The sequence below is a fragment of the Rhodanobacter sp. Soil772 genome, from assembly GCF_001428385.1.
Classification (GTDB): Bacteria; Pseudomonadota; Gammaproteobacteria; order Xanthomonadales; family Rhodanobacteraceae; genus Rhodanobacter.
In genome coordinates, this window is the sequence record NZ_LMSK01000004.1 from 146,271 (window position 1) to 171,734 (window position 25,464).

General features: G+C 67.6%; 20 protein-coding genes. 10 read left to right on the forward strand and 10 right to left on the reverse strand.

Annotated elements, in window-relative coordinates; genetic code table 11:
- Positions 1–17: 17 nt before the first annotated feature.
- The 7 genes from ASG75_RS14490 to ASG75_RS14520 all read right to left on the reverse strand — a co-directional run bounded on the left by ASG75_RS14490 (position 18) and on the right by ASG75_RS14520 (position 11,508).
- Entirely contained in the window at positions 18–3,452 is a 3,435-nt protein-coding gene (locus ASG75_RS14490) for an ankyrin repeat domain-containing protein (protein WP_056391058.1), read from the reverse strand.
- Between the two features lie 71 nt (positions 3,453–3,523).
- The gene (locus ASG75_RS14495) at positions 3,524–3,817 is read right to left on the reverse strand and encodes a YcgL domain-containing protein (protein WP_056391381.1); all 294 of its coding nucleotides are present in this window, start codon (positions 3,815–3,817) and stop codon (positions 3,524–3,526) included.
- A gap of 96 nt (positions 3,818–3,913) precedes the next feature.
- Positions 3,914–5,323 (reverse strand): coniferyl aldehyde dehydrogenase, encoded by a 1,410-nt coding sequence (locus ASG75_RS14500; protein WP_056391060.1) that lies wholly within the window; start codon positions 5,321–5,323, stop codon positions 3,914–3,916.
- A 7-nt stretch (positions 5,324–5,330) separates the two neighbouring features.
- On the reverse strand, positions 5,331–7,844 hold the full coding sequence (locus ASG75_RS14505) for a TonB-dependent receptor (protein ID WP_056391064.1): 2,514 nt from the start codon (positions 7,842–7,844) through the stop codon (positions 5,331–5,333).
- Between the two features lie 66 nt (positions 7,845–7,910).
- Positions 7,911–9,062 (reverse strand): SO2930 family diheme c-type cytochrome, encoded by a 1,152-nt coding sequence (locus ASG75_RS14510; RefSeq protein ID WP_056391065.1) that lies wholly within the window; start codon positions 9,060–9,062, stop codon positions 7,911–7,913.
- Complete coding sequence (locus tag ASG75_RS14515; RefSeq protein ID WP_056391386.1) at positions 9,059–10,294, reverse strand: parallel beta-helix domain-containing protein; 1,236 nt, start codon at positions 10,292–10,294, stop codon at positions 9,059–9,061. Before ASG75_RS14515 ends, ASG75_RS14510 begins: the two co-directional genes overlap by 4 nt.
- 128 nt (positions 10,295–10,422) lie before the next feature.
- Complete coding sequence (locus ASG75_RS14520) at positions 10,423–11,508, reverse strand: AraC family transcriptional regulator (protein WP_056391068.1); 1,086 nt, start codon at positions 11,506–11,508, stop codon at positions 10,423–10,425.
- Between the two features lie 129 nt (positions 11,509–11,637).
- Here ASG75_RS14520 and ASG75_RS14525 point away from each other — a divergent pair, with 129 nt between their 5' ends.
- On the forward strand, positions 11,638–12,471 hold the full coding sequence (locus ASG75_RS14525; protein ID WP_082547630.1) for a phosphatase PAP2 family protein: 834 nt from the start codon (positions 11,638–11,640) through the stop codon (positions 12,469–12,471).
- A gap of 33 nt (positions 12,472–12,504) precedes the next feature.
- On the opposite strand, the gene ASG75_RS14530 is transcribed toward ASG75_RS14525, so the two are convergent.
- Positions 12,505–13,383 (reverse strand): restriction endonuclease, encoded by an 879-nt coding sequence (locus tag ASG75_RS14530; protein ID WP_082547639.1) that lies wholly within the window; start codon positions 13,381–13,383, stop codon positions 12,505–12,507.
- 80 nt (positions 13,384–13,463) lie between these two features.
- Positions 13,464–16,652, reverse strand: coding sequence for a bifunctional proline dehydrogenase/L-glutamate gamma-semialdehyde dehydrogenase PutA (gene putA, locus ASG75_RS14535; protein ID WP_056391074.1), 3,189 nt, complete (start codon positions 16,650–16,652; stop codon positions 13,464–13,466).
- Positions 16,653–16,899: 247 nt separating this feature from the next.
- Here putA and ASG75_RS14540 point away from each other — a divergent pair, with 247 nt between their 5' ends.
- The 5 genes from ASG75_RS14540 to ASG75_RS14555 all read left to right on the forward strand — a co-directional run bounded on the left by ASG75_RS14540 (position 16,900) and on the right by ASG75_RS14555 (position 21,425).
- Entirely contained in the window at positions 16,900–17,337 is a 438-nt protein-coding gene (locus tag ASG75_RS14540; RefSeq protein ID WP_056391392.1) for a DUF2244 domain-containing protein, read from the forward strand.
- 286 nt (positions 17,338–17,623) lie between these two features.
- Positions 17,624–18,535, forward strand: coding sequence for a cytochrome c oxidase subunit II (coxB, locus tag ASG75_RS14545; protein WP_056391077.1), 912 nt, complete (start codon positions 17,624–17,626; stop codon positions 18,533–18,535).
- Positions 18,536–18,607: 72 nt separating this feature from the next.
- Entirely contained in the window at positions 18,608–20,224 is a 1,617-nt protein-coding gene (gene ctaD, locus ASG75_RS14550; protein WP_056391079.1) for a cytochrome c oxidase subunit I, read from the forward strand.
- A gap of 55 nt (positions 20,225–20,279) precedes the next feature.
- Positions 20,280–20,423: a hypothetical protein gene (locus ASG75_RS16590; protein ID WP_200935715.1), complete on the forward strand. Its 144-nt coding sequence runs from the start codon at positions 20,280–20,282 to the stop codon at positions 20,421–20,423.
- A gap of 114 nt (positions 20,424–20,537) precedes the next feature.
- Positions 20,538–21,425, forward strand: coding sequence for a cytochrome c oxidase subunit 3 (locus ASG75_RS14555; RefSeq protein ID WP_056391083.1), 888 nt, complete (start codon positions 20,538–20,540; stop codon positions 21,423–21,425).
- 129 nt (positions 21,426–21,554) lie between these two features.
- Here ASG75_RS14555 and ASG75_RS14560 read toward each other — a convergent pair whose 3' ends face one another.
- The gene (locus ASG75_RS14560; RefSeq protein ID WP_007514059.1) at positions 21,555–21,770 is read right to left on the reverse strand and encodes a twin transmembrane helix small protein; all 216 of its coding nucleotides are present in this window, start codon (positions 21,768–21,770) and stop codon (positions 21,555–21,557) included.
- Between the two features lie 59 nt (positions 21,771–21,829).
- Here ASG75_RS14560 and ASG75_RS14565 point away from each other — a divergent pair, with 59 nt between their 5' ends.
- Genes ASG75_RS14565 through cyoE form a run of 4 tightly spaced genes read left to right on the forward strand, consistent with a single transcriptional unit; the run spans position 21,830 to position 25,235 of the window.
- Positions 21,830–22,561: an SURF1 family protein gene (locus ASG75_RS14565; RefSeq protein WP_056391086.1), complete on the forward strand. Its 732-nt coding sequence runs from the start codon at positions 21,830–21,832 to the stop codon at positions 22,559–22,561.
- A 24-nt stretch (positions 22,562–22,585) separates the two neighbouring features.
- Positions 22,586–23,155 (forward strand): hypothetical protein, encoded by a 570-nt coding sequence (locus tag ASG75_RS14570; protein WP_056391089.1) that lies wholly within the window; start codon positions 22,586–22,588, stop codon positions 23,153–23,155.
- Positions 23,155–24,330, forward strand: a complete 1,176-nt coding sequence (locus ASG75_RS14575; RefSeq protein ID WP_056391394.1) for a COX15/CtaA family protein — start codon at positions 23,155–23,157, stop codon at positions 24,328–24,330. The genes ASG75_RS14570 and ASG75_RS14575 overlap by 1 nt, the downstream gene beginning before the upstream one ends.
- A 2-nt stretch (positions 24,331–24,332) precedes the next feature.
- The gene (cyoE, locus tag ASG75_RS14580; protein ID WP_056391092.1) at positions 24,333–25,235 is read left to right on the forward strand and encodes a heme o synthase; all 903 of its coding nucleotides are present in this window, start codon (positions 24,333–24,335) and stop codon (positions 25,233–25,235) included.
- The last annotated feature ends 229 nt before the right edge of the window (positions 25,236–25,464 follow it).

Sequence of the window (25,464 nt, forward strand, 5' to 3'; positions counted from 1 at the left end):
GGCGCTTCCGGGCGTCCCTAATCCGACGGCTGCGCCGGCCGGCGCAGGGTCTGCCGCACGCTGGGGATCGCGCCGCTGCGCGCGGCCAGTTCGTGGGCGATGTCGACGTAGCCCAGCTGCCGCGCCACGTCGGCCGCGGTGCGCCCGAACGCATCGGCCGCGTTGCGGTCGGCGCCGCGCGACAGCAGCACGCGCGCCGGCGGCAGCAGCGCGTGCATGGCGCAGGCGTGCAGCGCGGTGACGCCGCGCTGGTCGGCGTGTTCCACCCTGGCGCCGGCATCCAGCAGCAGCGGCACCAGTGCACCGATGTGGGTGGCGTCGCATTCGCTGCCCGGGCGCAGCTGTGCGCCGAGCAACAGCAGCAACGGCGTCTTGCCTTCGTTGTCCGCGTGGTTGATGTCGGCGCCGTGCTTGAGTAGGCCGTCGAACAGGCGCCGCGCGCGCAGGCTGTCGTTGTGTTCGAAGCCGAACTGGGCGGCCGCGTGCAGCGCGCTGCGGCCGGCGTCGTCGACCGCGTTGACGTCGGCGCCGGCATCCAGCAGCTGCTCGGCGACGTCCGGATAACCCATGGCCGCGGCCACCATCAAGGCGGTGGCTTCGTTCGGCAGGCGCTGGTCGACCGCGACTTCATGTTGCAGCAGCAGCGCGACCAGGGCCTCGCGGCGCGCGGCCACTGCGGCGGCCAGCGGGGTCACGCCGCTGCGCGCGGCCAGCGACGGGTCGGCGCCGGCGTCGAGCAGGCAGGCGGCGATGTCGCGATGGCCGGCGCCGCACGCATGCAGCAATGCGGTGGCGTCCTGGCCGTCGCGGGTGTCCACCGCGAAGCCCAGTTCCAGCAGGCGTTGCACGCTGGCCAGTGCGCCGGCCTTGGCGGCGGCGGGCAGGTCGTCGGCGCGCAGCGCACGGTTCGGCCGCGGCCAGTCGCGCCAGTCGAGCCAGCGCTCCACCGCCGGATGCTCCAGTGCCAGACCCAGCGGGGTTTCGCCGTTCGCGTCGGCCGCTTCGGGATTCGCGCCGTGGGCGATCAGCGCACGCACCAGCGGCAGCGCCTGCGCGCCGTGTTCCAGCGCGGCGAACAGCGGCGTGCAACCGTCGCGGTCGCGCGTGTTCGGATCGCAGCCGCGGGCCAGCAGGGCCTGCAGCAGCGGCAGTTGTGCGTTGACCACGGCCAGCTGCAGCGGGGTGCGTTCGCGGGCGTCCGCGCCGAACGGATCGGCGCCGCGTTCAAGCAGGTTCAGCGGCAGCGCGGCGCCCTGGGCGGCTCCGTTCAAGTGCACCAGCGCCTGCGCCAGCAGGCCGGTGCCGGCCGGGCTGGCACCGGCCTGCAGCAGGTCGTCCAGCGCTTCGGTGGCGTCCGGCAGTTGCTGCAGCAAGGCGTCGAACAGACGCTGGCCCAGTGGCGGCAGGGGCGGCGCGTCGGCGGTTTCGGCGTCGTCGATGCGCGGCGCTTCCAGTCGGGCTTCGGCATCCAGGCCGTGGTCGAGCAGCCAGCGGCGGGCTGCGTCGAGGCCCGGCGTGGCCAGCTCCAGGTACAACCGGGCCAGCTCCGGCTGCGGCCATTCGCGCACGCGCTCGACGAAGCCGGAGACGATCGCCCAGTGGCCGAAGCGCAACGCGTCGAGCAAGTGCGCCGGGGTGTCGCTGCCTTCGCCCAGCACGTCCTGGCTGAGGCTGGCCGGCAGCGGCGTGTCCGGATCGAGCAGGGCGACCAGGTCCCAGCGTCCGGCGGCGGCGGCGTGATCGAGCGCGCTGCGACCGTCGCTGCCGGCGGTCTTCGGCTCGGCGCCCAGCGCCAGCAGCGCGCGCACGGTTTCGCCGTGCGCACGCGGCGACTGGCAAGCCAGGGTCAGTGCGTCGCGGCCGTGGCTGTCGCGCAGGCCGGCGTCGGCTTTCGCCTCGGCCAGCAGCTGCACGATGCCGCCGGCACCGGCGCGCGCCGCTTCCATCAGTGCGCTGCTGCCGTGGCGGTCGACCAGGTTGACGTCGGCGCCGGCGGCACACAGCGCGCGGGCGATCTGCTCGTGGCCTTCGGCGGCGGCGCCGAGCAGCGCATGCCGTTGCCGCGCATCGACCGCGTTGACCGCGGCGCGATGCTTGAGCAGCAGCTTCACTCCTTCCACATCATCGTCGGCGATGCCGGCGGCGGCGACCAGCGCCGGCTCGCCGTTGGCCGGGGCCGGCTTGGCGCCGTGCTCCAGCAGGAATTTCGCCAGCGGCCAGTTGGCGGCGCGGCAGGCGGTGGCGAGCGGGCTGATGCCGGCCTTGTTCAGCGCATTGATCGGTGCGGCAGCGTCCAGCAGCATCGCCGCCACGCCGGCGTCGGCACTGAGCACGGCGCCGTGCAGCGGCGTGTTGCCCTCGGCGTCGGTGACCAGCGGACTGGCGCCGTTGGCGAGCAGGGTCAGCACCGCCTCGGCGCGGCCGTGCCAGCTGTCGCGGGTGGCGGCCAGCAGCGGGGTGATGCCGCCGCTGGCGCGGTTCACGTCGGCGCCCTTGGCGATCAGCGCGCGCAGCAGGCGGGTATCGGGCAGCAGCGCGGCCAGCATCAGCACCGGGCGCTGGTCGCGGTCGTCGGCGGCGGGCGCGGTGTCGGGGTCGGCAGCGGCCTCGACCAGGGCCAGCGCGCGCTCGATGTCGCCGTCGCGGGTGGCGGCCAGCAGGGCGGCGGCCTGTTCCGGCGTGCCGGCGGTGCGTTCCTGCTCGCTCAGCACCGGACGCGGTGCGGCGGCCGGCGCGCGATCGGCACGCCGGCGCGGCTGGTGGCGTTCGCACAGCAGCGCGCGCAGCGTGCGGTTGGCGATCACCAGGCAGCCCAGCGGCAACAGCAGCACGCCGTAGATCGCCAGCGCGGCGACGCGCGGCTCCGCCGGCAGCACGCCGTACAGGCCGGTCAGCGCGATCGCGCCGAACGCCAGCACCAGCAGCGCGAACGCGGCCGGCAGGAAGTGGCTGAAGAAACGTTCCTCGCGCGACAGGTGACGGCCGAACGCGATGCTGCGCAAGGTGGCGGTGAAGATCCACGAGCCGTCGCGCTGGCTCGGGTAGGCGTCGTCCCACACGAACACCAGGCCGAACGCCGGCCACAGCCGCCACAGCGCGACCAGCGCCAGCACCAGCGCCGCGGCCAGCACCAGCGCCGCGCTGAGGCTGGGTTCATGGGTCAGCTGCAGCATCGGCCAGGCGACCAGCACGAATACCAGCACGGTGTAGCCGGTGAACATCACCAGGTGCGCGGCGCCGCGGCGCAGTACGGTGCGGCCGAAGCGCGGCTCGGGGTCGAAGCCGATCGCGTGGCAGATCGCCGCCATGGTCAGCGCGTTCGCCAGCAGCAGCGGCAGCAGGGTCAGCGGATGGGTGACCAGGCCGGCGACGGCGACCGCGAGCAGGCCCGGAATGAACCAGGCCAAGGCATGCAGGAACGGAGGGCGGCGGCGCGATTTGGGCTGGGTCATGGGGACAGTATAGAAATCGTTGGATGTGCAGACGGTAACCAAGTGTTAACGCCGGCGACATGATGCGCGATTCACTCGTCCCGATCATTCCTCGGCGAATGCGTATAGGCGGGATGATTGGCGGCGGCCAGGGTTTCCTGCGGCGGCAATTGCAGGTGCCAGCCCTGCGCGCGCAGGTGTTCGAGCACCTGCTCGGTGTCCTCGACCGGCAGCCTGCGCTGCTCGTCCAGCTGCACTTCCATCACGAAGCGCAGTTCACCCAGCAGCAGCACCAGTGGCTCGGGCAGCGTGTCGAACGCGTCGCGCTGCGCCAGCCACAGGTAGCTGTCGGTCTTGCGCAGGCTGGCATAGACGAAACATTGCATGGCGAGACCCATCGGAGGCATGGCCGGGCCGGTCCCGGCACCATCCGCGAGGGTAGCAGGAGCGCGGCCGGCCGGCGGCGGGCCGCGGCCGCCGGTTCAACCGCGCTTCAACAACAACGCCAGCATGCGCCGGAAGCGTGCGCCGTACGGTGGATTGAGCAGGCCGGCACCGTTCCAGCGGGCCTGGCGGAATACCGGCTTCAGGTGCGAGAACGTGCGGAAGCCGGCCTCGCCGTGGTAGCCGCCCATGCCGGAGGCGCCGACGCCGCCGAACGGCAGGTCGTGCTGGGCGATGTGGTACAGCGTGTCGTTGACGCTGACGCCGCCGGCGTGGGTGCGCGCCAGCACCCGGTCGATGCGGGCCTGATCGTGTTCGAACAGGTACAGCGCCAGCGGGTGCGCGTGTGCACCGACGTAGGCGATCGCCTCGTCCAGCGAGTCGTACGGCAGCAGCGGCAGCAGCGGGCCGAAGATCTCCTCGCGCATCACCGCCATGCTGTCGTCGACCCCGGTCAGCAGCTGCGGCGGCAGCAGCCGGCGGGCCGGATCTTCCGTCGCCTCGCCGAGCGGATGCGCGTGCGCGCCAGCGGCCAGCGCACCATCGCGCAGGTTGGTCAGGCGCTGGTACTGGCGGTCGGAGACGATGCTGGCGTACTGCGTGCTCTGGCCCAGCTGCGGATACATCCGCGCCATCGCCTTGCCGGCCAGGTCGATGAACTCGGCCTCGCGCGCGCGCGGCAGCAGCACGTAGTCCGGCGCGATGCAGGTCTGCCCGGCGTTGACCAGCTTGCCGAACACGATGCGCTCCACCGCGTGTTCGAAGCGCGCGCCCGGGCCGATGATCGCCGGCGACTTGCCGCCCAGCTCCAGCGTCACCGGGGTCAGGTTCGCCGCGGCCGCGCGCATCACGTGATGGCCGACCGCGGTGGAGCCGGTGAACAGCAGGTGGTCGAACGGCAGTGCGGAGAATGCCTGCGCCACCGCGGCGTCGCCGTTCGCCACGATCACTTCATCGGGCGGGAAGTACTTCGCCACCTGTTCGGCGAACAGCGCCGAGAAGCGCGGGGTGAACTCGCTCATCTTCAGCATCGCGCGATTGCCGGCAACCAGCGCGTCGACCAGCGGACCGACGGCCAGGTACAGCGGGTAGTTCCACGGCACGATGATGCCGACCACGCCGCGCGGCTGCGGCCGCAGCTCGGTGCGCGCGGGCAGGAACAGCAGACCGGCGAGGCGCCGCCGCGGCTTCATCCAGCGCCGGCCGTGGCCGAGCGCATGACGGATCGCCGACAGGCTGGGGAAAATCTCCAGCAGGTCGGTTTCCTCGGCCGGGCGCTGGCCGAAGTCGGCGTTGATCGCCGCAGCGAAGGCCGCGCGTTGTTCGAGCAGCATGGTTTCCAGCGCACGCAGGCGTTGCGCGCGCTGCGGCCAGGTCGGCATCGGCTCGCGCGCCTGCGCCTCGCGCAGGCGTTGCAGGTCGGCGGTCAGGTGGCTGCTTTGGGTCATGGTGCTCTCAGAATTTCGCGCGCAATTCGACGCTTACCATACGCGGTGGCGAGATGCTGGCGTACGGCGTGCCGAACACGCTGGTGGAGATATTGTTCACCCCCGTCACGTAGCGCTTGTCGAACACGTTGCTGGCGAACAGCGCGATGCCCCAGTGGTCGTCGGCGGAGCTCCAGTCCAGCCGCGCGTCGGTGCGCTGCTGCGCGGTGCCAGTGTCGAAGTTCGGGCTGATCTGGCAGGTGCCCTGCAGCTGCGAATCGCGGTTGCAGCGCGACCGGCCGCGATAAGCGTGGTTGAGGTCGAACTCCAGCTTGCCGTTCGCCACGTCGTGCCAGGTATAGGCCAGTGTGGCGGCGAACGAATACTTCGGCTCGCCGGTCGGCTGGCCGTCCAGCTGCACCCCGGATGCTGCAGTGGCCTGGCGGTAAGTGGCGTCGATGTAGGCTCCATTGAGTCCGAGCTGGAACGCGTCGCTCGGCTGCCATTGCAGCTCCACTTCCGCTCCGCTGGCTTGCTGGTCGCTGCTGTTGACCAGGTAGCGTGGCACGCCGGAACCGGCGCTGTTCGGATCGAGCGTCAGCGACTGGCGGTTGTTGTAGACATAGTGGTAAACGGACGCGTTGAGCAGCAGGTTCTGCTGCGGGAGCAGCGTCTTGATGCCGGCCTCGTAGTTGATCACCTTCTCCGGCGCGAAGCGCGAGCCGATCTGCACGCTGTTGTAACCGCCGGCCTTGTAGCCCTTGGTGACCGAGACGTAGCCCATCGTGTCGGGGGTGAATTTGTAATCCAGCACGGCACGCGGGCTGAGGTCGTTCCAGGTGTCGTGGAAGGCGACCGGAGTGCCGACCGCGTCGGTGAAGATCAGGTTCGTCGAGAGACTCTGGCGCAGCGCATCCTTGGTCGTGCCGGCGAGCGCCGCGGCGAAGTCGAGCAGGCCGGCCTGGTCAAGCTGGTCCAGTGTCCGGTCCAACTCCGGCGCGTAGCGCGGCGCGTTGTACCAGGAAAACGTCTTCTGGTCGCGCGTGTAGCGGATGCCGGTGGTGAGGTTGAGCCGGTCGGTGAGGTGCCAGATCACGTCACCGTAGGCGGCGTAGGCCTTGAAATGGCCATCGTTGCTGATCGCCTCGCGCCATGGATCGTCGAGCAGGCGATACGGCAGGTCGAACGCTCGCAGCAACGAATCGAAATAGCCGTAGATGGTGCCGGTCGGCGTGCCGGTCGGAACGCCCAGATTCAACGCCAGCGTGTCGATGCTGTCGGTGTATACGTTGGTCTGGCTGGTCTGTCGCGCCTGCTCGTTGTACCAGCTGGCCCCGGCGACCCAGTCGACCAGATCGGTGTTGCCGGACAGCTTGAACTCCTGATACCAGCTGTTGTTGTGCTCGATGTTGGCGGTGTCGAGGTAGGTGTTGATGTTGCTGGTGCCGTCATAGTCACCACGGTTGAGCGTATCGAAGTTGCGCCACGCGGTGGTCGAGGTGAGGCTGCCCCAGCTGAAGCTGTGGTCCACGCTCAGCGTGGCGCCGTCGAAGCGACGCGTTTCGGCCGCGCCGACGGCGTCGTTGTACAGCGGTGCATGCAGCGGGTTGAGGTAGTTCGCCGGATTGGCCGGGAACGGCGGCACCAGGGTGTCGGTCGTGCCGGGTCGCAGCACGTAATCCGACTGCGCAATCAGCCCGAAAGCCGGGTGCGGCGGCTGCTTCAGTTTTTCGTGATCCCACGACAGCAGCACGCGCGTGTCCGGGGCGACATTCCAGCGCCAGGCTGCTCGTGTGCCCCAGTCGTTGTCCTTGCCGTAGTGCCGGCCGGTGGCGGCATCCTTGACCCAGCCGCTGCTCTGGTTGTCCAGCACGCTGACGCGCAGCGCCATGTCCCGGTTCAGCGGAATGTTGACCAGTGCATCGCCGTAGCGTTTGCCGTAGTTGCCGAAGCGCAGGCGTGCCTTGGCCTCGAATCGGTCGCTGGGTTCGTTGGTGACGATCGAGATCGCACCGGCGGCCGCATTGCGGCCGAACAGGGTGCCCTGCGGGCCCTTCAGCACCTCGATCCGCTGAATGTCGTTGAACGCCAGCAGCGCGCCGCCGGAGCGCGCAGCGTAGACGCCGTCGATGTACACGCCCACGGCCGACTCGGTGCCGATGCCGAAGTCGTCGGTGCTGATGCCGCGCAGCTGATAGTTGGGCTGGGTCGGCTGATCGCCGCCGACGACCAGGCCGGGCACGAACAGGCTCATCTTGCTCAGGTCGGTGGCGGCCAGCGTGTCGACCTGCCTGGCGGTGACGATCTGCAGCGGAATCGGCACCTCCTGCATCTCCTGCGAGCGACTTTGCGCGGTCACCGTGATCTTGCCGAGCTGGGTGACGTCCTTGGCGGCGGTCGCCGGCTTGGTGGCGTCGGCGGCATCCTGCGGCGGCGCATCGGCGCCGAACGCGAGCAGCGGGCTGCCCAGCAACAGCAGGGCGCTGCCGCCGAACAACAGCCGGCGCAGGCTGATCGAAAGTGGACGTTGGCGCATGCTCATTCGGTGCTCTCCCCTTGCATCGGATCGCGCGGCTGCGGGCAGCCGCGCACGGGTGTCATGGTGGAATCAGTGGATCGCCACGCAGCTCCCCGGCTGCGCCGCGATCCACGCCTTGATCAGCGCCACGCCTTCGCGGTGCACGGTGCTGCGGCCGATCTCCGGCATCATCACGCCCGGCACGTTCGAGGCCAGCCGGTACGGCAGGATCGACTCGTCCGGCTGGCCCGGCACGATGTCGAAGAAGTGGTCGCCGGTGCCCTGGCCGGCCGCGGTGGGCGGCTTGCAGATGCCGAGGTGGCGGTCTTCCGGCGTGCCGACGTCGAGGGTGAGGCCGGTGGTGTTCGCCGCGCCGTTCGCGTTGTGGCAGTGGCCGCAGTTGATGTCGAGGTAGGCGCGTGCGCGGGCGTCCAGCGTGGCGTGGGTGTCTTCCCAGTTCGCCTCGCGCGGAATGTCGGCCGGCGCGGGCAGACCACTGAGGTAGCCGAGCTTCGCCAAGTGGGCGAGTTGGTTCTCGGCGCCGCTGGCGTAGTGGTAGTCCTTGTTGATGTGGCGCGCCTTCGGGCCGATCGGGTGCACCTTGCGGTCGATCCAGTCCTGTGCGTGGCAGCTCTGGCACTGGCTCTCGTCGGGCACCACGTAGTTGAAGTCCTCGCGCGCGCTGTCCGCGTCGACCAGGGTCAGCGGCAACACCGCGCCGGTGCGCGCGAGGGTGGCTTCGGTCTGCGCGTCGTTCCACACGTACGGGATCGCCGCCCAGCCGTCCTGGCGATGCACCAGGATGCGCGTCTCGATCAGGCGCACGTTCGCCATGTCCAGCCCCTGGCCGGCGAAGTCGCGCGAGTAGTCGTCGTTGCGCGCCACGTCGCCGAACTTGCCGTCGGCTGCGCGCGGGTAATAGAACGTCTTGCTGATCACCGTGCCGACCGGAAAGTCCAGCGTGTCGGTGGGGTGGTATTTCGCCGTCGTGCCCTTCGGCATCCACACCGTGCGCAGCTTGTGCGCGTAGTCGGTGAACAGCGGCGTGTTGAGGTCGTACGGCACCACGCCGTCGTTGAGTTGCAGCTTGCCGTCGCGCACTTCGACCACGTGCCAGTCGCTGAGCTTCGCCGGGCGGCCGTCGGCGTGGAACGCCACCGGCGGCATGCCGCGCTGGCAGCCGGCCAGCAGCAACAGCGCGAACAGCGTCCATGCATGCCTTGCGAACTTCATCACCGTCATGCCTTCGGTTCCGGGTCCAGCACCACCACCGACAGTTTCGGCAGCGTGCACTGATACGGCTTCATGTCGGTGCCAGGGTTCTTGTAGTCGTGCGGGCCGTCGGCGTTGATCACGCCGTTGACGTCCTGGATGCAGATGCGGTCGGCTGCCGGCGGCAGGCCGTCGACCAGGCTCTTCGGGTCGACGTAGCCGTCCCACAGCACGTCCGGGAAGTGGCCGGTGAGGCCGTACATCGCGGTCTTCAGCGTCTTCAGCTTGATCCCGTCCGGCGAGTCGCCGCCGCCCTTGAGCCGGTTGCCGTAGATCGAAATGCCCTTAGGGTAAGGGTTGTAGTTCGGCGCCACGCCGCGGGTGTTGTAGTAGTTGGTGGAGAAGTAGCTGGCCACGATCACGTTCGCCGTCTTGTTGTCGGCGATGTCGTTGTCGAAGATCTCCACCTTGTCGTTGGAGTTCACCACCACGCCGGAGCCGGCCGGCACGCTGGCCACCGCGGCGCCCTTGGCGGCGAAGTTGTCGGTGTTGTTCGCATACACCTTGTTCTTGAACACGCGGGTGCTGTGGCCTTCCTGCGACAGGTTCGGCATGTTGAACACCAGGATGCCGCCGGTGTTGTTGGTGGCGGTGTTGCCGTAGACGTCGGCGTGCACCGAGTTCTCGATCTCCACGCCGGCCACGTTGTACTCGGCGCGGTTGTTGCGCACGATGATGTTGTCCGACTGGCCCACGTAGATGCCGGCATCGGAGGCGCCGATCACCACCGAATTCTCGATCAGCACGTTGTGCGTCTTCACCGGGTACAGGCCGTAGGCACCATTCGTGGTCTGCGGGCCGCCGGTCCATTCCACGCGCACGCCGCGGATGGTGATGTTCTTGCCCTGGTTGATCTTCAGCGCGTCGCCCTTGGTGTCTTCCAGCGCGAGGTTCTCGATGGTGAAGTCGCTGGCGTTCACCAGCAGGCCTTCCGGCCCCACCACCTGGCCCTTGAACGACAGCACGGTCTTATCCATGCCGGCGCCGCGGATGGTGACGCCGTCGGTGCGCAGGCTCAAACCCCGCTTGAGCGCGTAGTGCCCGGCCGGAATGTCGATCACGCTGCCGGGCTTGGCGTCCAGCAACTGCTCCTGCAGCTTCGCCTCGAAACTGGCGTCGCCGGCAGCCTGTGGTGCCGGTTCGGATTTGCCGCAACCGGCGAGCGCGACGGCGATGGCCACGCTGATGAACAGCTTGCGCATGATCTTGAACTCCCCATTCGGATCGGATGCCGCGAATGGGTCCACTGTCCCTCAATCCGCCGCCAAGGGGGAGGGCAAAACGGCCAAGGCGTGGGGGGCACAACGGCCAGATGGGTGAAATCGGTCCGTCAGGCGGTGGCGCGGCGGGCATCCTGCGGTGGCATGCCGGTCCAGCGCTTGAACGCGCGACGGAACTCGCGCGGGTCGTTGAAACCGACCTCGTTGCCGACCTGGGCCACGCTCAGCGTGCCGGCCTGCAGCAGTTGCAGCGCACGTTCGGCGCGCACGCGGTCGTGGATCTCGCGGAAGATGCGCCCGCTCTCGGCCAGCTTGCGCCGCAGCGAGCGCTCGCTGAGGTTGAGCGTGCGCGCCACGTCGTTGAGCCTGGGCTGTTGCGACAGCTGACTGCGCAGCAGCCGTTCCACCGCGGCGACGATTTCCTGATGCGGCTCGCCGCCGTCGGGCGTGCGTTGCTGCGCGCACAGCGCCAGCGCCTGTTTCGCGGTGAGCGGGTTGTAGCCCGGCAGCGGGCGGGCCAGCCATTGGGTGTCGAGGATCAGCCGGTTGCGTGTCGCGCCGAAGCGCACCGCGCACGCGAACAGCGTGGCGTACTCGGCGGCGTAGGCGGGTTGCGGATAGGCGAATTCGACGCGCAGCGGACGCAGTTCCGGCCCGACCAGTTCACGCGCGATCATCAGGCAGCTGGCGAACAGTTCCTCGCAGAAGAACGGCATCAGTTCGGTGTCGCCAAAACGCGGCCACGCCACCAGCGCCACTTCGCGCTCGCTGATCGGTTCGACGCCGACGTCGAGCAGGCAGCCGCAGATCTTGTGATGGGCGATGCCGGCGAACATCGCGTCGCCCAGCGTGCGCGAGGTCATCATCGCCAGGCCGAGCAGGCCGAAGCCGCCGATGGTGCCCTCGCGGCCGATGCGCAGGCCCGCATCGGGCACGTCCAGCGCCTGCAGCGCGCGGCGCACGAAACTGGCGGCCTGGCGATACGACACGCGCAGCGCGGGGTCGGCGATCTGCGCGCGATTCAGCGCCAGTCCGGCGAACCAGGGGCGACTGTCGATGCCGCGCGCATCCGCCAATTGCACCAGGTACAGCAGCTTGTTCGGCGGGAATTCCGCGGCGGTGTAGCGCGGGTCGTCGGTCGCGTTGGGCGGGCTGGCGACAAGAGGTGGGCCGATCATGCCGGCGGGACGTGCCATGCTGCGAATGCTCCGACGTAGGCCTGCCGGCACAGGCCGGCGGCGAAGGGGTTTCTATAACATGCACGGGTGCCGTGCCGTTTGCGCGCCGCACAACATCCGCGCCGCCAACGCCCCGGAGGTCATCGCATGCCGCAGCACACACACTGTCCGTTGTCATACCGTTTTGGCTTGCTGCTGGCAGGCGCGCTGATCCTTGGCGGTTGTGCAAGCGCAGATCGGCCGACCCGGACTGCCGACGGCGGTACGAAGGAGCCGGTCGGCTATCTGGCCGCGGCGCAGTTACCACAGGCCACGGCCGTGCTGCCGGCAGCGCCGCGAGCCGGCTCGGCCCGCTACGAAGCGGATCGGCAGATCTTCAAGGCCACCCGCCAGTGGCAGGGCACGCCGCGCTGGACGCTGGCGACCAGCGATGTCGACGGCGCCACGCCGGCGATGCTGCGCGGTTTCAGTTGCGCGGTCGGCGTGCCGCTGGACGCGGCGCAACTGCCGCAGCTGGTGAACCTGCTCGATCGCGCCGGTGCTGATGCGAACCACGTCAACACGCCGGTGAAGCTGGCGAACCGCCGCCAGCGGCCATTCCAGATCGACGACGGCGCAGTCTGCGAATCGAAGGAACACCTGGCGAAAAGTTTCGACTATCCGTCCGGCCATGCGACCTGGAGCTGGACGATCGGCCTGATCCTGGCCGAGTTGGCGCCGGACCGCGCCACCGGCATCGACCTGCGCGCCCGCGCCTACGCCGACAGCCGGGTGGTCTGCGGCGCGCACAATCACAGCGCGATCGAGGCCGGCGCGATGAATGCCGCGATCGTGGTGGCGGCGCTGCACGCGTCGCCGGCGTTCCGGCAGGACGCGGAATCGGCACGGCGCGAGCTGGCGGTGTATCGCCAGTCGACAGCAGCGGTAGATGCCGGGCAGTGCGCGGTGGAGCAGGCACTGATCAGCACCACGCCGTACTGATTGCCAGCCGCGTGCGGACTGAATTACAGCGGGCTACGGTTCGTGCCGGAACTGATCGAAAAACGCGTGATCGATTTCGTAGATGGTCTTCGGCTTCACGCCGATACCTGCATCTTGGAAGAGTTGTACCAACTGTTCACCGTCGATCAGCTCGATGGGAACCACGCCGTCGCGAGATGCTTCGCTCTCTGCATCTGTGGTGAAGCGACCTGTGGTGATAAATACGCCTTTCTCAGCACGGCCAAGCAGGGCGTTGCGGAATTCACCTACGGAGCTGCGCGAAACCACATCCTTGAACCGCTTGGCTTGGAATGCCACACGCAGGCTTACGAACGGACTTAATCGGAGTAGTCCGTAACCATCGATACCGCCGTCCCGCGAGCGTTGAGTAACCTCAACATCCTCAAACCCATGTTCGCGAAGCAACCGACCGCAGATCAGCTCAAAGCCATAAGGTGGCAAGCCTTTGAGGACATCCAGAAGATCCAGCTCTTGCGACTCTTCGGGCGGTGCGGTATCTGCGGTTTCAGGTACTGGCAGAGCATCACTTGAGGCGTGTTGTTTGCGTAGAGATTGGCTTGCCCTCACCCGATTCAGGAATATGGTTCGCGCCGCGTCGTCATCAATCCTGGTTTTCCAGCCCAGTGGGCTCAGTGCCCAAATGCCGCGCTTGCTGTCGTCCAACAAGCCTTCCCAGACCAAATACTGGCGTGCCCACTGAACCTGATTATGGAAGCGGTTAGCGCCGGATTTGATCGTAACTTCGGTGATCTCTGGTGGCAGGCGTAGCTCACGCGCGATCCAGTTGGAAACTTCCTTTGGCCTGGCCGAGCCGCCAAGCGCGCGCAGGCAATCAAGCAGCGGTTCCATCCACTGGACGAATTCGGTTTGGCCTTTCTTGGGTTTCGACACGCTGGACGCTCCCTGTGACCGCATGAACCGTACTCGTAGCCTCGCGTCGTAACAATGATGCGAGGCTATTCTTGGACGGCTTACTCGCCGATCGTCAGCAGCGAGGCGTTGCCGCCGGCGGCGGTGGTGTTGATGGTGAGCGTGCGTTCGCCGGCGAAGCGCAGCAGGTAGTGCGGGCCGCCGGCCTTGGGGCCGGTGCCGGACAGGTTCTCGCCGCCGAACGGCTGCACGCCGACCACCGCGCCGATCTGGTTGCGGTTGACGTAGCAGTTGCCGACGCGGGCGTGGCTGGCGATGTACTCGACGGTGTCGTCGATGCGGCTGTGCACGCCCAGGGTGAGGCCGTAGCCGGTGGCGTTGATCTGTTCGACCACGCGAGCCAGCTCGCTGCCCTTCCAGCGGACGATGTGCAGCACCGGGCCGAATACTTCGCGGGTCAGCGTGGCCAGCGAGGGAATTTCGTAGGCGCGCGGGGCGAAGAAGGTGCCGTGCGCGGTGGTCGCCGGATCGAGTACGACTTCGCCGATCTTCTTCGCTTCGGTGTCCATCCGCGCGGCGTGGTCGACCAGGATCTTCAGCGCGTCCGCGTCGATCACCGGGCCCACGTCGGTGGACAGCTGGCCCGGATCGCCGACCTTCAGCTCGGCCATCGCGCCGGTGAGCATCGCGCAGACCTTGTCGGCGATGTCTTCCTGCACGAACAGCACGCGCGCGGCGGAGCAGCGCTGGCCGGCGGACTGGAAGGCGGAGGCGATCACGTCCTTGACGATCTGCTCGGGCAGGGCGGAGGAGTCGGCGATCATCGCGTTCTGGCCGCCGGTCTCGGCGATCAGCGCGGCGATCGGCGCGTTGCGCGCGGCGAGCGCGCGGTTGATCGCCCACGCGGTGTCGGTGGAGCCGGTGAAGGCGACGCCGGATACGCGCGGATCCTTCGTCAGGGCCGCACCGACGGTGGCGCCGTCGCCGGGCAGGTATTGCAGCACGTCGAGCGGGATGCCGGCGTCGTGCAACAGCTTCACCGCGGCGTGACCGATCAGCGAAGTCTGCTCGGCCGGCTTGGCGATCACGCTGTTGCCGGCAGCCAGCGCGGCGCTGACCTGGCCCAGGAAGATCGCCAGCGGGAAGTTCCACGGGCTGATGCAGACGAACACGCCACGGCCATTGAGGAACAGTTGGTTGCTTTCGCCGGTCGGGCCGGGCAGCTGTTCGGGCTGGCCGAACAGGCGGCGCGACATGGCGGCGTAGTAGCGCAGGAAGTCGGCCGCCTCGCGGATCTCGGCGATCGCGTCGGGCAGGCTCTTGCCGGCCTCGCGCACGCACAGTGCGATGAACTCGCCGCGGCGCGCTTCGAGCTGCTCGGCGGCGTGTTCGAGGATCGCGGCGCGGCTGGCCGCGGGCAGGCGATCCCAGCCGGGCTGCGCGGCGACCGCGTTGGCCAGTGCCTTGTCGACGGTGGCGCTGTCGGCGCTGACGTAGCTGCCCACGTTTTGGCGGCGGTCGGCCGGGTTGGTCACCTGCACGGTCGGGCCGTTGGCGCTCGCGCCCGGCACCAGCGGAGCAGCAGCCCACGGACCGGCGTTGGCGTTGACCGCGTCGGCCATCGCCTTCAGTTCGTTGTCGTTGGAGAAGTTGGCGCCCATGGAATTCTTCCTGGATACAAAATTCGAATGCTGCGCGAGCGCAGCACCCTCACTGTAGATATTCACCGGCAGCGGGATGCGCGGGTGCGGGATCGAAGCGAAAGCACGCACGGTCTCGCATGGGTCGGCGACCAGCGTGCGCACCGGCACGCTCTCGTCGACGACACGGTTGACGAAGCTGGTGTTGGCGCCGTTCTCCAGCAGGCGGCGCACCAGGTACGGCAGCAGGTCCTCGTGCGTGCCGACCGGCGCGTACACGCGGCACGGCACGTTCAAGTTCTGCGGGCCGATCACTTCGCTGTACAGGTCGGTGCCCATGCCGTGCAGGCGCTGGTACTCGAACGGCCGGCCGCGCGCGATGTGATGCACGGCGGCGATGGTGTGCGCGTTGTGAGTGGCGAACTGCGGGTAGATCAGTTCGTTGCCGGCGTCGAACAGCTTGCGCGCGCAGGCCAGGTAGGACACGTCAGTGTTCGGCTTGCGCGTGTACACCGGGTAGCCGGCAAGACCATTCTCCTGCGCGCGCTTGATCTCGGCGTCCCAGTAGGCGCCCTTCACCAGGCGCACGTACCAGCGACGATTTGCCGCACGTGCGGTCTCGATCAGCCAGTCGATCACGAACGGGGTGCGCTTGGCGTACGCCTGCACCACGATGCCCAGACCGTTCCAGCCGGCGAGCGAGGGATGCGCGAAGACGTCGCCGATGATGCCCAGCGACAGTTCGAGCCGATCGGCTTCCTCGGCGTCGACCGACAGCGCGATGCCGTACTTCATCGCCAGCTGCGACAGTTCCAGCAGCTTCTCGGTGAGTTGGCGCCGCGCCAGTTCGCGCTTGGCCACCTCGTAGCGCGGGTGCAGCGCGGACAGCTTCACCGAGATCGAGGGGGCGTCGGTGTGGTTTGCGAACGGGCCGCGTGCGCCGATCGCGGCGATGGCACGACGGTAGTCTTCCTGGTAGCGCTCGGCGGTTTCGGCGGTGAGCGCGGACTCGCCGAGCATGTCGTAGGAGTAGCGGTACACCGCGTATTCCTTCTTCGCGCAGCGGTCCAGTGCTTCGTCGATGCTGCGGCCCATCACGAACTGGTGGCCCATGATGCGCATCGCCTGGCGCACCGCCAGGCGGATCGCCGGCTCGCCGGCGCGGCCGACCAGCCGTTTCAACGCGCCGGTGACGTCGTGGCGGGTGTCCTCGGCGAGGTTCACCAGGTGGCCGGTGAGCATCAGGCCCCAGGTCGAGGCGTTGACGAACAGCGACTCGCTCTGGCCCAGGTGCTTCTTCCAGTCCGCCTCGCCGAGCTTGTCGCGGATCAGCTTGTCGGCGGTGGCCTTGTCGGGAATGCGCAGCAGCGCCTCGGCCACGCACATCAGCAGCACACCTTCCTCGGAGGACAGGTCGTACTGGCGCATGAAGGATTCGACCGCGCTCTGATCCTTGGCGCGTGCGCGTACGCGCGACACCAGGCCGGCGGCGAGGTCGATCACCTGCTCGCGTTCGGTCGCGGGCAGGGTGGCTTGGGCGAGCAGGTCGTTGACGGCCTCGGTCTCGTCGCGCAGCCAGGCGGCGGTGATGCGCGCGCGCGCGGGCGTGCTGTCGATGGGGAGTTCGGGGCTGAGAATGGGCTGGGTCACGGGTCTATCGCAAAGATCCGCGGATGCGGAGGTAAACGTGGAATTGTACGCGTGCCGTGCGATTCGCGGGAGCCGGGACGCCGTTAGAAGACGCCCCGGCGGCCTAGCCCGATCGCTTGATCCAAGTCAACTCGGTGCGACATTCTTGCCCGCTGCGCCGCCGCGGCCTATCATTCCGGCGTTCCAGGCACGCCGGATCCCCATGATCGTGCTTCGACCAGCTACCGCCGGCTTGCCGCGCGTGACGATATGGCTCAAGCCCAATCGCACGCTCAGCCGGCGCGGTTTGCGTCGACTGATCGTGGTTCTGGTAGCGCTGGTGCTGATGACGGCTGGACTGGGTGTGTGGCAGGGGAACGTGTTCGCTCCGCTGTTTGCCCTGGTGGAATCCGCCGCCGTGGCCATCGCCTTGAGCGTGGCCTGGCGGGCCGGCGACCGCAGTGAGCGCATCACCCTCGACGTCGTGTCGCTGGAGGTGCAGTCCCTGCCTGGCCCGCGCCGCATGCGTTTCCAGTCGTACTGGGTACGCGTGCTGCTGGAGCCCGGCAACGGGCGCCAGCGGTTGCTGCTGTCGTCGCACGGACGCGAGCTGGAAATCGGCGCGTTCCTGGCGGACCAGGAGCGCGTCGCGCTGTCGAAGAAACTCATGGTGTTGCTGGCCGACTTCAACCAGCTACGCAAGTAGGTTCAAAAGAGTCTGTGTTCACAATCCAAGTACGCCGCGCCGGGAGCTGTTTGCCCGCGGGGCAAGGAAGAGAGAGGGAATGTATGTCGATACATGACCGAGCGATGACGCCGCTCCGTGGGCAAACAGACCCGGCCCTGCGGGTTGCCCTGCAGCGGCCGTCATGCGGCAGCCCGCGGCTTGCCCATGCAACCAGCATGGGCTTCACCACGGACTACCACCTGCCAGCCGCTGCAGGGCAACGCGACGTACTTGGATTATGAATACAGACTCTAAGGTGCAAGACATGACATCTGGCGGCATCAGGCGATCATTCACGGCAACGGCGGCGCTCGCCCTTGCATCGTTCGGCAGCGTGGCCCTGGCCGCTCCCGGCCCGTGGCAGCTGAACATGGAGCGCGGCGCGAGCACTTGGTCGCACGTGCCGTACCACCTCAACAACACCGCGCTGGCCGTATGTACGGTGATCGGCATGCTGGTGTTCGGCGCGATGTTCATCGCGATGTTCCGCTTCCGCAAATCGCGCGGCGCGGTGGCCGAGAAGTGGTCGCACAACACCACGGTGGAAGTCGTCTGGACGACCATCCCGGTGCTGATCCTGATCACCCTGGCCTACATGGCCACCGGTGGCCTCACCACCTGGGCCGACACCACCGGCTCGCAGATGACCGTCAAGGTCACCGGCTACCAGTGGAAGTGGCGCTACGACTATGTCGACTACATGGGCAAGTCGATCGACAAGGTCGGCTTCATGTCCAAGCTCGATACGCGCAGCGATCAGACCCGTCAGCTCGGCTCGGGCATGGATCCGTTCGCGGTCAAGGTCGGCGACGAAAACACCTACCTGCTTGACGTCGACAAGCCGCTGGTGGTGCCGGTCGACACCAAGATCCGCTTCGTGATCACCAGCGGCGACGTGATCCATTCCTGGTGGGTGCCGGCGACCGGCTGGAAGATCGACGCGATCCCCGGAATCATCAACGCGGCGTGGGCCAACTTCACCACGCCGGGCACCTATCGCGGCCAGTGCGCCGAATTGTGCGGCCAGGACCACGCCTTCATGCCGATCGTGGTGGTGGTGAAGTCCAAGGCCGATTTCGCCAAGTGGCTGGCCGAGCAGGAGGCGCCATCCGCGGCACCTGCTCCGGCGCCGCAAACCGCACAGGTCGCCGCTCCGGTTGCCGGCAAGCAGGGCTGAGGCCGCTTGCCGCCTTTCCGGCACAGTTTTTTTGCAGTCGCATTCCATATTCCAGGTTAGAGGTGCAAGGCCATGTCCTACGCAGCCACCCATGATCAGCACGACGATCACCACGGCGCGCCGAAAGGTTTCTTCCAGCGCTGGTGCATGTCCACCAACCACAAGGACATCGGCACGCTGTATCTGATTTTCTCGCTGACGATGCTGTTCATCGGCGGCAGCTTCGCCATGCTGATCCGTGCCGAGCTGTTCAAGCCGGGCATGCAGCTGATGCAGCCGTATTTCTTCAACGAAATGACGGCCATGCACGCGCTGGTGATGATCTTCGGCGCGATCATGCCGGCCTTCGTGGGCCTGGGTAACTGGATGATCCCGTTGATGGTCGGCGCGCCGGACATGGCGTTGCCGCGCATGAACAACCTGTCGTTCTGGATCCTGCCGTTCGCGTTCGCGCTGCTGCTGTCCACGCTGTTCCTGCCCGGCGGCGGCCCGGCCGGCGGCTGGACGATGTACCCGCCGCTGTCGCTGCAGAGCAGCTCGCTGGCCTACGCGGTGTTCGCGATCCACTTGATGGGCATCAGCTCGATCATGGGCGCGATCAACATCATTGCCACCATCCTCAACATGCGCGCGCCCGGCATGGACCTGATGAAGATGCCGGTGTTCGTGTGGAGCTGGCTGATCACCGCGTTCCTGCTGATCGCGGTGATGCCGGCGCTGGCCGGCGCGGTGACGATGCTGCTCACCGACAAGTACTTCGGCACCAACTTCTTCAACCCGGGCGGCGGCGGCGACCCGGTGCTGTACCAGCACATCTTCTGGTTCTTCGGCCACCCCGAGGTCTACATCATGATCCTGCCGGCGTTCGGGATCATCTCGGAGATCGTGCCGACCTTCGCGCGCAAGCCGATCTTCGGCTACAAGGCGATGGTGTTCGCGATCGCCTGCATCGCGTTTCTGTCGTTCATCGTGTGGGCGCACCACATGTTCGCGGTGGGCCTGCCGCTGGGCGCCGAAATCTTCTTCATGTACGCCACCATGCTGATCTCGGTGCCGACCGGCGTGAAGGTGTTCAACTGGGTGGCGACCATGTGGGGCGGCTCGATGACGTTCGAGACGCCGATGCTGTTCGCGATCGCGTTCATCATCCTGTTCACCATCGGCGGCTTCTCCGGCCTGATGATGGCGCTGGTGCCGGCCGACTTCCAGTATCACGACACCTACTTCATCGTGGCGCATTTCCACTACGTGCTGGTCACCGGTGCGCTGTTCGCGATCATCGGCGCCGCGTATTACTGGATGCCGAAGTGGACCGGCAACATGTACAGCGAGTTCTGGGGCAAGGTGCATTTCTGGAACAGCGTGGTCTGGGTCAACGTGCTGTTCTTCCCGCAGCACTTCCTGGGCCTGGCCGGCATGCCGCGCCGCATCCCCGACTACAACGTGGCGTTCGCCAACTTCAACATGATCAGCTCGATCGGCGGCTTCCTGTTCGGCGCCACCCAGCTGATCTTCGTGGGCGTGCTGATCCACTGCGCGTTCTTCTCGAAGAAGAAGGCCACCGATCGCGTGTGGGAAGGGGCCAAGGGCCTGGAGTGGACCATTCCGTCGCCGGCGCCGCACCACACCTTCGAAGTGCCGCCGGTGATCAACGACGATGAACTGGCCCACGGCCACGTCAACGATTGATCGTCCATCCGTCATGCCGGTCGCGCGGCCGGCATGATCTCGGGAGCAAAGTGACATGGCGCAGCAGACGATTCATGCGGCAACGGTCCAGCCGGACGGGAAGTCCCGTCGTGGCGTGCGGCGCACGGTCACGATACTTGCCGTGGTCGCGCTGGCGGTCTACCTGTCGACGTTCCTGCAAATTCTGCTGATGAAATAGCGTTCCACGCGTCACACGTTTTCTTCAACCGGCCGGGTGTTCGACGACCGGCGTGCAGTTCCCCGGTCGGCGTGACGGGGCAAAGTCATCAAGAGAAATCCACGGGGTTACACCATGGGTCAGCAACACGACGCTTACTTCGTTCCGGCCAAGAGCTACTGGCCGTTTGTGGCCGCAGTGGTCATGTTCACCACCGTGTTCGGTGCCGCGCACTGGTTGAACGCGGAGCCCGGCGAGACCGGTTTCGGCAAGTCCGTGCTGATCATCGGCGTGATCGGCGTGCTGGGCATGTTCTTCGGCTGGTTCCGCTCGGTGATCAACGAGTCGCTGGCCGGCAGCTACAACAGCCAGGTGGACACCTCGTTCCGCATGGGCATGATGTGGTTCATCTTCTCCGAGGTGATGTTCTTCGGCGCATTCTTCGGCGCGCTGTTCTACATCCGCATGTTCTCGGTGCCGTGGCTGGGCGGTCACGGCCACGGCGTGCTGACCCACGAATTCCTGTGGAGCGACTACACCGCCGCCTGGGGCGCCAACGGCGGCAATGGCCCGGAACAGGCCGGCGGCGCGTTCCGCACCGTGCCGGCGTGGGGGCTGCCGCTGCTCAACACGGTGATCCTGCTCACCTCCAGCGTCACCGTGACGATCGCCCACCACGCGCTGCGCGCCGGCCATCGCGGCAAGATCCTGCTGTTTCTGGGGTTGACCGTGCTGCTGGGCGCCACCTTCCTGTACTTCCAGGCGCACGAGTACATCGAGGCCTACAAGGAACTGAACCTGACCCTGCACAGCGGCGTCTACGGTTCGACCTTCTTCATGCTCACCGGCTTCCACGGCATGCACGTGACCCTGGGCACGATCATGCTGGCGGTGATCTGGCTGCGCGTTCTGAAGGGGCATTTCGACAAGGACCACCACTTCGGCTTCGAGGCGGTGGCGTGGTACTGGCACTTCGTCGACGTGGTCTGGCTCGGCCTGTTCATGTTCGTCTACATTCTTTGACGGGGGATCCCTCTCGCGAAGACCAACAAAAAACCCGCCATTGGCGGGTTTTTTGTTGGTTCCGACGCGGCGGCGGCGGGATTCAGCCGGCCGTGCCGAGGGAGCGCGCTGGCGGTACAACCGGTACAATCACTGGCCGACGTCGTGCGGGTGCAGCCAGCCCATCCAGATGCCGAACGCGACCATGGCAATGAACAGCAGCGACAGGCCGATGCGACGGGTCAGCGCCCACACCGTGCGTTTGTCGTCGTCCTTGTCGGTCATCATGAAGTACAGCGCCTGGCCGAGGCTGAAGATCACCACCAGCAGCACCACGACCAGCGCAATTTTATAGATGGTTTCCACGTGATTGATCCGATCCAGTTCGACATGGCCAGTATAACGGCCGCTGGCAGGCGCCCGGCGTGACCGGATTTCGCCGTCCTTCGTGGTGGGCGCTGCTGCTGACCGTGGCCGGAGCGTTGCTGTTCATACGTCTGGGCGTCTGGCAGCTGCATCGCGCCGACTTCAAGGAAGCGCTTCTGCGACGGTATGCCGCGGCCGCCGTCGCGCCGGTGCAGGACTTTGCCAGGGTGGCCGACTCGCCGCCGGCCGACGGCTTCCCGCGGGTGGAAGTCGACGGCCATTACCTGGCCGACCGCCTGTACCTGCTGGACAACCCGAAGCATGACCGGCGTGGCGGCATCCAGGTGTTCGCGCCGCTGGCGCTGGACGGTCGCTCGTCGTTGCTGCTGGTCGACCTGGGCTTTCTGCCCGGCAACGGCAGCGACAAGGCGCCCCAGGTGCCGCCGCTGCCGACCGGCAAGGTGAGCTTGCGGGGGCTGTATGTGCCGCCGCCGCCGGTCGGGTTCGAGATGGGTGGCAACGCGCTGGCGCGACAGGTCCGATGGCCGAAGAGCGCGATCTTCCTGGACCCGGCGCAGGTCGCCGCTGACCTCGGGCGCCGGCTGTATCCGCGAGTGCTTGCGCTGGATCCCGATCCGGCGGCGATCTACGAGCGCGAGCGCAGCCTCGATGTTTCCTCGATGCCGCCGGCGCGGCATCGCGCCTATGCGTTCCAGTGGTTCACCTTTGCGCTTGCCGCGGTGGTCATCCTGCTGGTCGTGCATCGCAAGCGCAAACCGCGCAAATCCTGATTCCACGAAGGTTGATGAAGTCCCATGAAAGCTGCTGATCCCGCCGCCGTGCGCAAGAGCCGAATCTTCCTGCTGCTGATCGTGCTGGCGTTTGTCGCGCCGATGATCGTCGCCGGCCTGCTCAGCTGGAGCGGCTGGCAACCCGGCACCAAGGGCAACGGCGAGCCGATCCTGCCGCAGCGCAATTTCGTCGACGAACAGTTGCGCGTGCAGCTGGCGAATGGCCAGCCCTACGCCTGGCGCGACAGCGAGCCGCGGCTGACCCTGGTGGCGCTGGCCGGCCCCGACTGCGCCACGCAATGCCTGGCCGCGCTGACCAGCATGGCCGCCGCGCGGGTCACGCTGAACCGCAACCAGTCGCGCCTGCGCCTGCTCTACCTGGGCACGCCGCCGGCGAATGACGCGCGCGACGGCATGCGCAACTACTGGCAGCTCGGCGAGGATGTCGACGGCAAGCTGGCCGCTTTCCGGCCGAGCGCGCCGGACAGCGTGAGTGCGCTGCTGGTGGAATCCAACGGCACCGCGTTGTCGCTGTACCGCGCCGGGTTCGACCCGTCCGGGTTGCGCAAGGACCTGCAGAAGGTGATCAAGTGATCTCGCCGCGCTCCCTGCGGGTATTGCGCTGGCTGGCGCTGTTCGCGGCGGTGTTCGCGTTCGGGCTGGTGATGTTCGGCGCGTTCGTGCGGCTGTCCAACGCCGGCCTGTCCTGCCCGGACTGGCCGACCTGCTACGGCCAGGTCACCTGGCCGCAGCACGCGCAGGCGGTGGCGCACGCCGACGCGGCGTTCCCGGATCGCCCGTACGAGGCACACAAGGCCTGGCGCGAGCAGGTGCACCGCTTCCTCGCCGGCACGCTCGGCGTGCTGGTGCTGCTGCTGGCGCTGATCGCCAGCTGGCGCCGGCGCGGCACGTTGCTGGCGGTGGTCGTCGGCGCGCTGTTCGCGGCGTTCGGGGTGGGCTTGTACATGCGCGGCGAGCATATGTGGTCGTCCGCGCTGGCGGCCTGCGCGATCGCGCTGCCGCTGTTCGCCGCGATCCGGCTGCAGCGTCCCGGCGCGTGGAGGATCTGCGTGCTCGCGCTGGCGGTGATCATCTTCCAGGCGATGCTCGGCATGTGGACGGTGACGCTCCTGCTCAAGCCGGTGGTGGTGATGGGCCACCTGCTCGGCGGCATGGCCACGTTCGCGCTGCTGGCGTACGCGGCGCTGCGTTTCGCCGGCGTGGCGGCGGCGGACGAACGCCACGCCGACCTGCGCCGGCTGGTGACGATCGGCATCGTGTTGCTGCTGTGCCAGATCGCGCTGGGCGGCTGGACCTCGGCGAACTACGCGGCGCTGGCCTGCGGCTACGGCCCCGGCTCGTTCCCGCAGTGCCTCGGCCAATGGGCGCCGCCGACGGACTTCCATGAAGGCTTCGTGCTGTGGCGCGGCATCGGCGTCAACTACGAAGGCGGCGTGCTCGACATGGCCGCGCGCAGCGCGATCCAGATCGCGCACCGGCTCGGCGCGCTGGTGGTGTTCTGCTACCTCGGCTGGCTGTCGATCAGAACAGCGCGGCGTGGCCTGCGCGTGTGCGGCCTGGCGATCGCGCTGGCGCTGGCGGGCCAGGTGCTGCTGGGCATCAGCAACGTGTACTTCGGCCTGCCGCTGGCCGTGGCAACCGCGCACAATGGCGTGGCGGCCCTGCTGCTGTGCACCTTGCTGGCCACGCTGGCGCGCACGCAGCGGCGGCATGACGAATCGATGTTCCTGTCGTTGGGGCGACACTGAAGATGAGCGTTTTTCACGAGTACCTGCTACTGACCAAGCCGCGCATCGTCGCGCTGCTGGTGTTCTGCGCGGTGATCGGCATGTTCCTCGCCGTACCCGGGATGCCGCCGTGGCGCGCGCTGGTGTTCGGCACGCTGGGCATCTGGCTGGCGTCGTCGTCGGCCGCCGCGTTCAACCAGCTGATCGACCAGCGCATCGACAAGGTGATGGTGCGCACGGCACACCGGCCGCTGGCCACCGGCCATCTCAATGCGCGCCAGGTCTTCGTGTTCGCGCTGCTGCTGGGCATCGCCTCGATGCTGGTGCTGGTGCTGCTGGTCAACACGCTGACCGCGGTGCTGACGTTCGCCGGGCTGATCGGCTATGCGGTGATCTACACCGCGTTCCTCAAGCGCGCCTCGCCGCAGAACATCGTGATCGGCGGCCTCGCCGGCGCGATTCCGCCGGTGCTGGGCTGGACCGCGGTCACCGGTGCGTTGCACCCGTACGCGTTGCAGCTGTGCCTGATCATCTTCGTGTGGACGCCGCCGCACTTCTGGGCGCTGGCGATCTTCCGCCGTGACGACTACTCGCGCGCCCAGGTGCCGATGCTGCCGGTGACCCACGGCGTGGTGTTCACCCGCTGGCACATCCTGTTCTACACCGTGCTGCTGGTGCTGGTGACCCTGCTGCCGGCGCTGACCGGGATGAGCGGCCTGGTCTACCTGGGCGGCGCCGCGGTGCTGGGCGGGGCGTTCCTGTATTACGCCGTGCGCCTGCTGAATCCGCCGGACGAGCTGTACGCGATGAAGGTGTTCAACTACTCCATCGTCTACCTGATGGCGCTGTTCGCGTTCCTGCTCGTCGACCACTGGCTGGTCGAGCCGATCGTGCAGCAGGGGCTGGCGCTGCAGCCGGTCGTCTGACCGGCCCGTGCCGCCGTCACGCGGGTGCGGAAAAATTCAGCTTGAACGTTGACACTCTCGCGGCGCCGCACGACAATGCGCGCGCCCTCCGGCGCGCTGCGTCGGCCGGCTTCCTGTCCTGACTAACCAAGGCATATGGACGTTTACCCTAGTCGCAACGTCGACATCCGCCCGCTTCGGGTGCCGGCGCCGCATAACAAATTGAACGCCTGCGGCGACCGCCTGCGGT

Coding starts and splice junctions, on each gene's coding strand:
- ASG75_RS14490 (WP_056391058.1), bottom strand. CDS start 3,452: ATGACCCAGCCCAAATCGCGCCGCCGCCCTCCGTTCCTGCATGCCTTG.
- ASG75_RS14495 (WP_056391381.1), bottom strand. CDS start 3,817: ATGCAATGTTTCGTCTATGCCAGCCTGCGCAAGACCGACAGCTACCTG.
- ASG75_RS14500 (WP_056391060.1), bottom strand. CDS start 5,323: ATGACCCAAAGCAGCCACCTGACCGCCGACCTGCAACGCCTGCGCGAG.
- ASG75_RS14505 (WP_056391064.1), bottom strand. CDS start 7,844: ATGAGCATGCGCCAACGTCCACTTTCGATCAGCCTGCGCCGGCTGTTG.
- ASG75_RS14510 (WP_056391065.1), bottom strand. CDS start 9,062: ATGACGGTGATGAAGTTCGCAAGGCATGCATGGACGCTGTTCGCGCTG.
- ASG75_RS14515 (WP_056391386.1), bottom strand. CDS start 10,294: ATGCGCAAGCTGTTCATCAGCGTGGCCATCGCCGTCGCGCTCGCCGGT.
- ASG75_RS14520 (WP_056391068.1), bottom strand. CDS start 11,508: ATGGCACGTCCCGCCGGCATGATCGGCCCACCTCTTGTCGCCAGCCCG.
- ASG75_RS14525 (WP_082547630.1), top strand. CDS start 11,638: ATGCCGCAGCACACACACTGTCCGTTGTCATACCGTTTTGGCTTGCTG.
- coxB (WP_056391077.1), top strand. CDS start 17,624: ATGACATCTGGCGGCATCAGGCGATCATTCACGGCAACGGCGGCGCTC.
- ctaD (WP_056391079.1), top strand. CDS start 18,608: ATGTCCTACGCAGCCACCCATGATCAGCACGACGATCACCACGGCGCG.
- ASG75_RS16590 (WP_200935715.1), top strand. CDS start 20,280: ATGGCGCAGCAGACGATTCATGCGGCAACGGTCCAGCCGGACGGGAAG.
- ASG75_RS14555 (WP_056391083.1), top strand. CDS start 20,538: ATGGGTCAGCAACACGACGCTTACTTCGTTCCGGCCAAGAGCTACTGG.
- ASG75_RS14570 (WP_056391089.1), top strand. CDS start 22,586: ATGAAAGCTGCTGATCCCGCCGCCGTGCGCAAGAGCCGAATCTTCCTG.
- cyoE (WP_056391092.1), top strand. CDS start 24,333: ATGAGCGTTTTTCACGAGTACCTGCTACTGACCAAGCCGCGCATCGTC.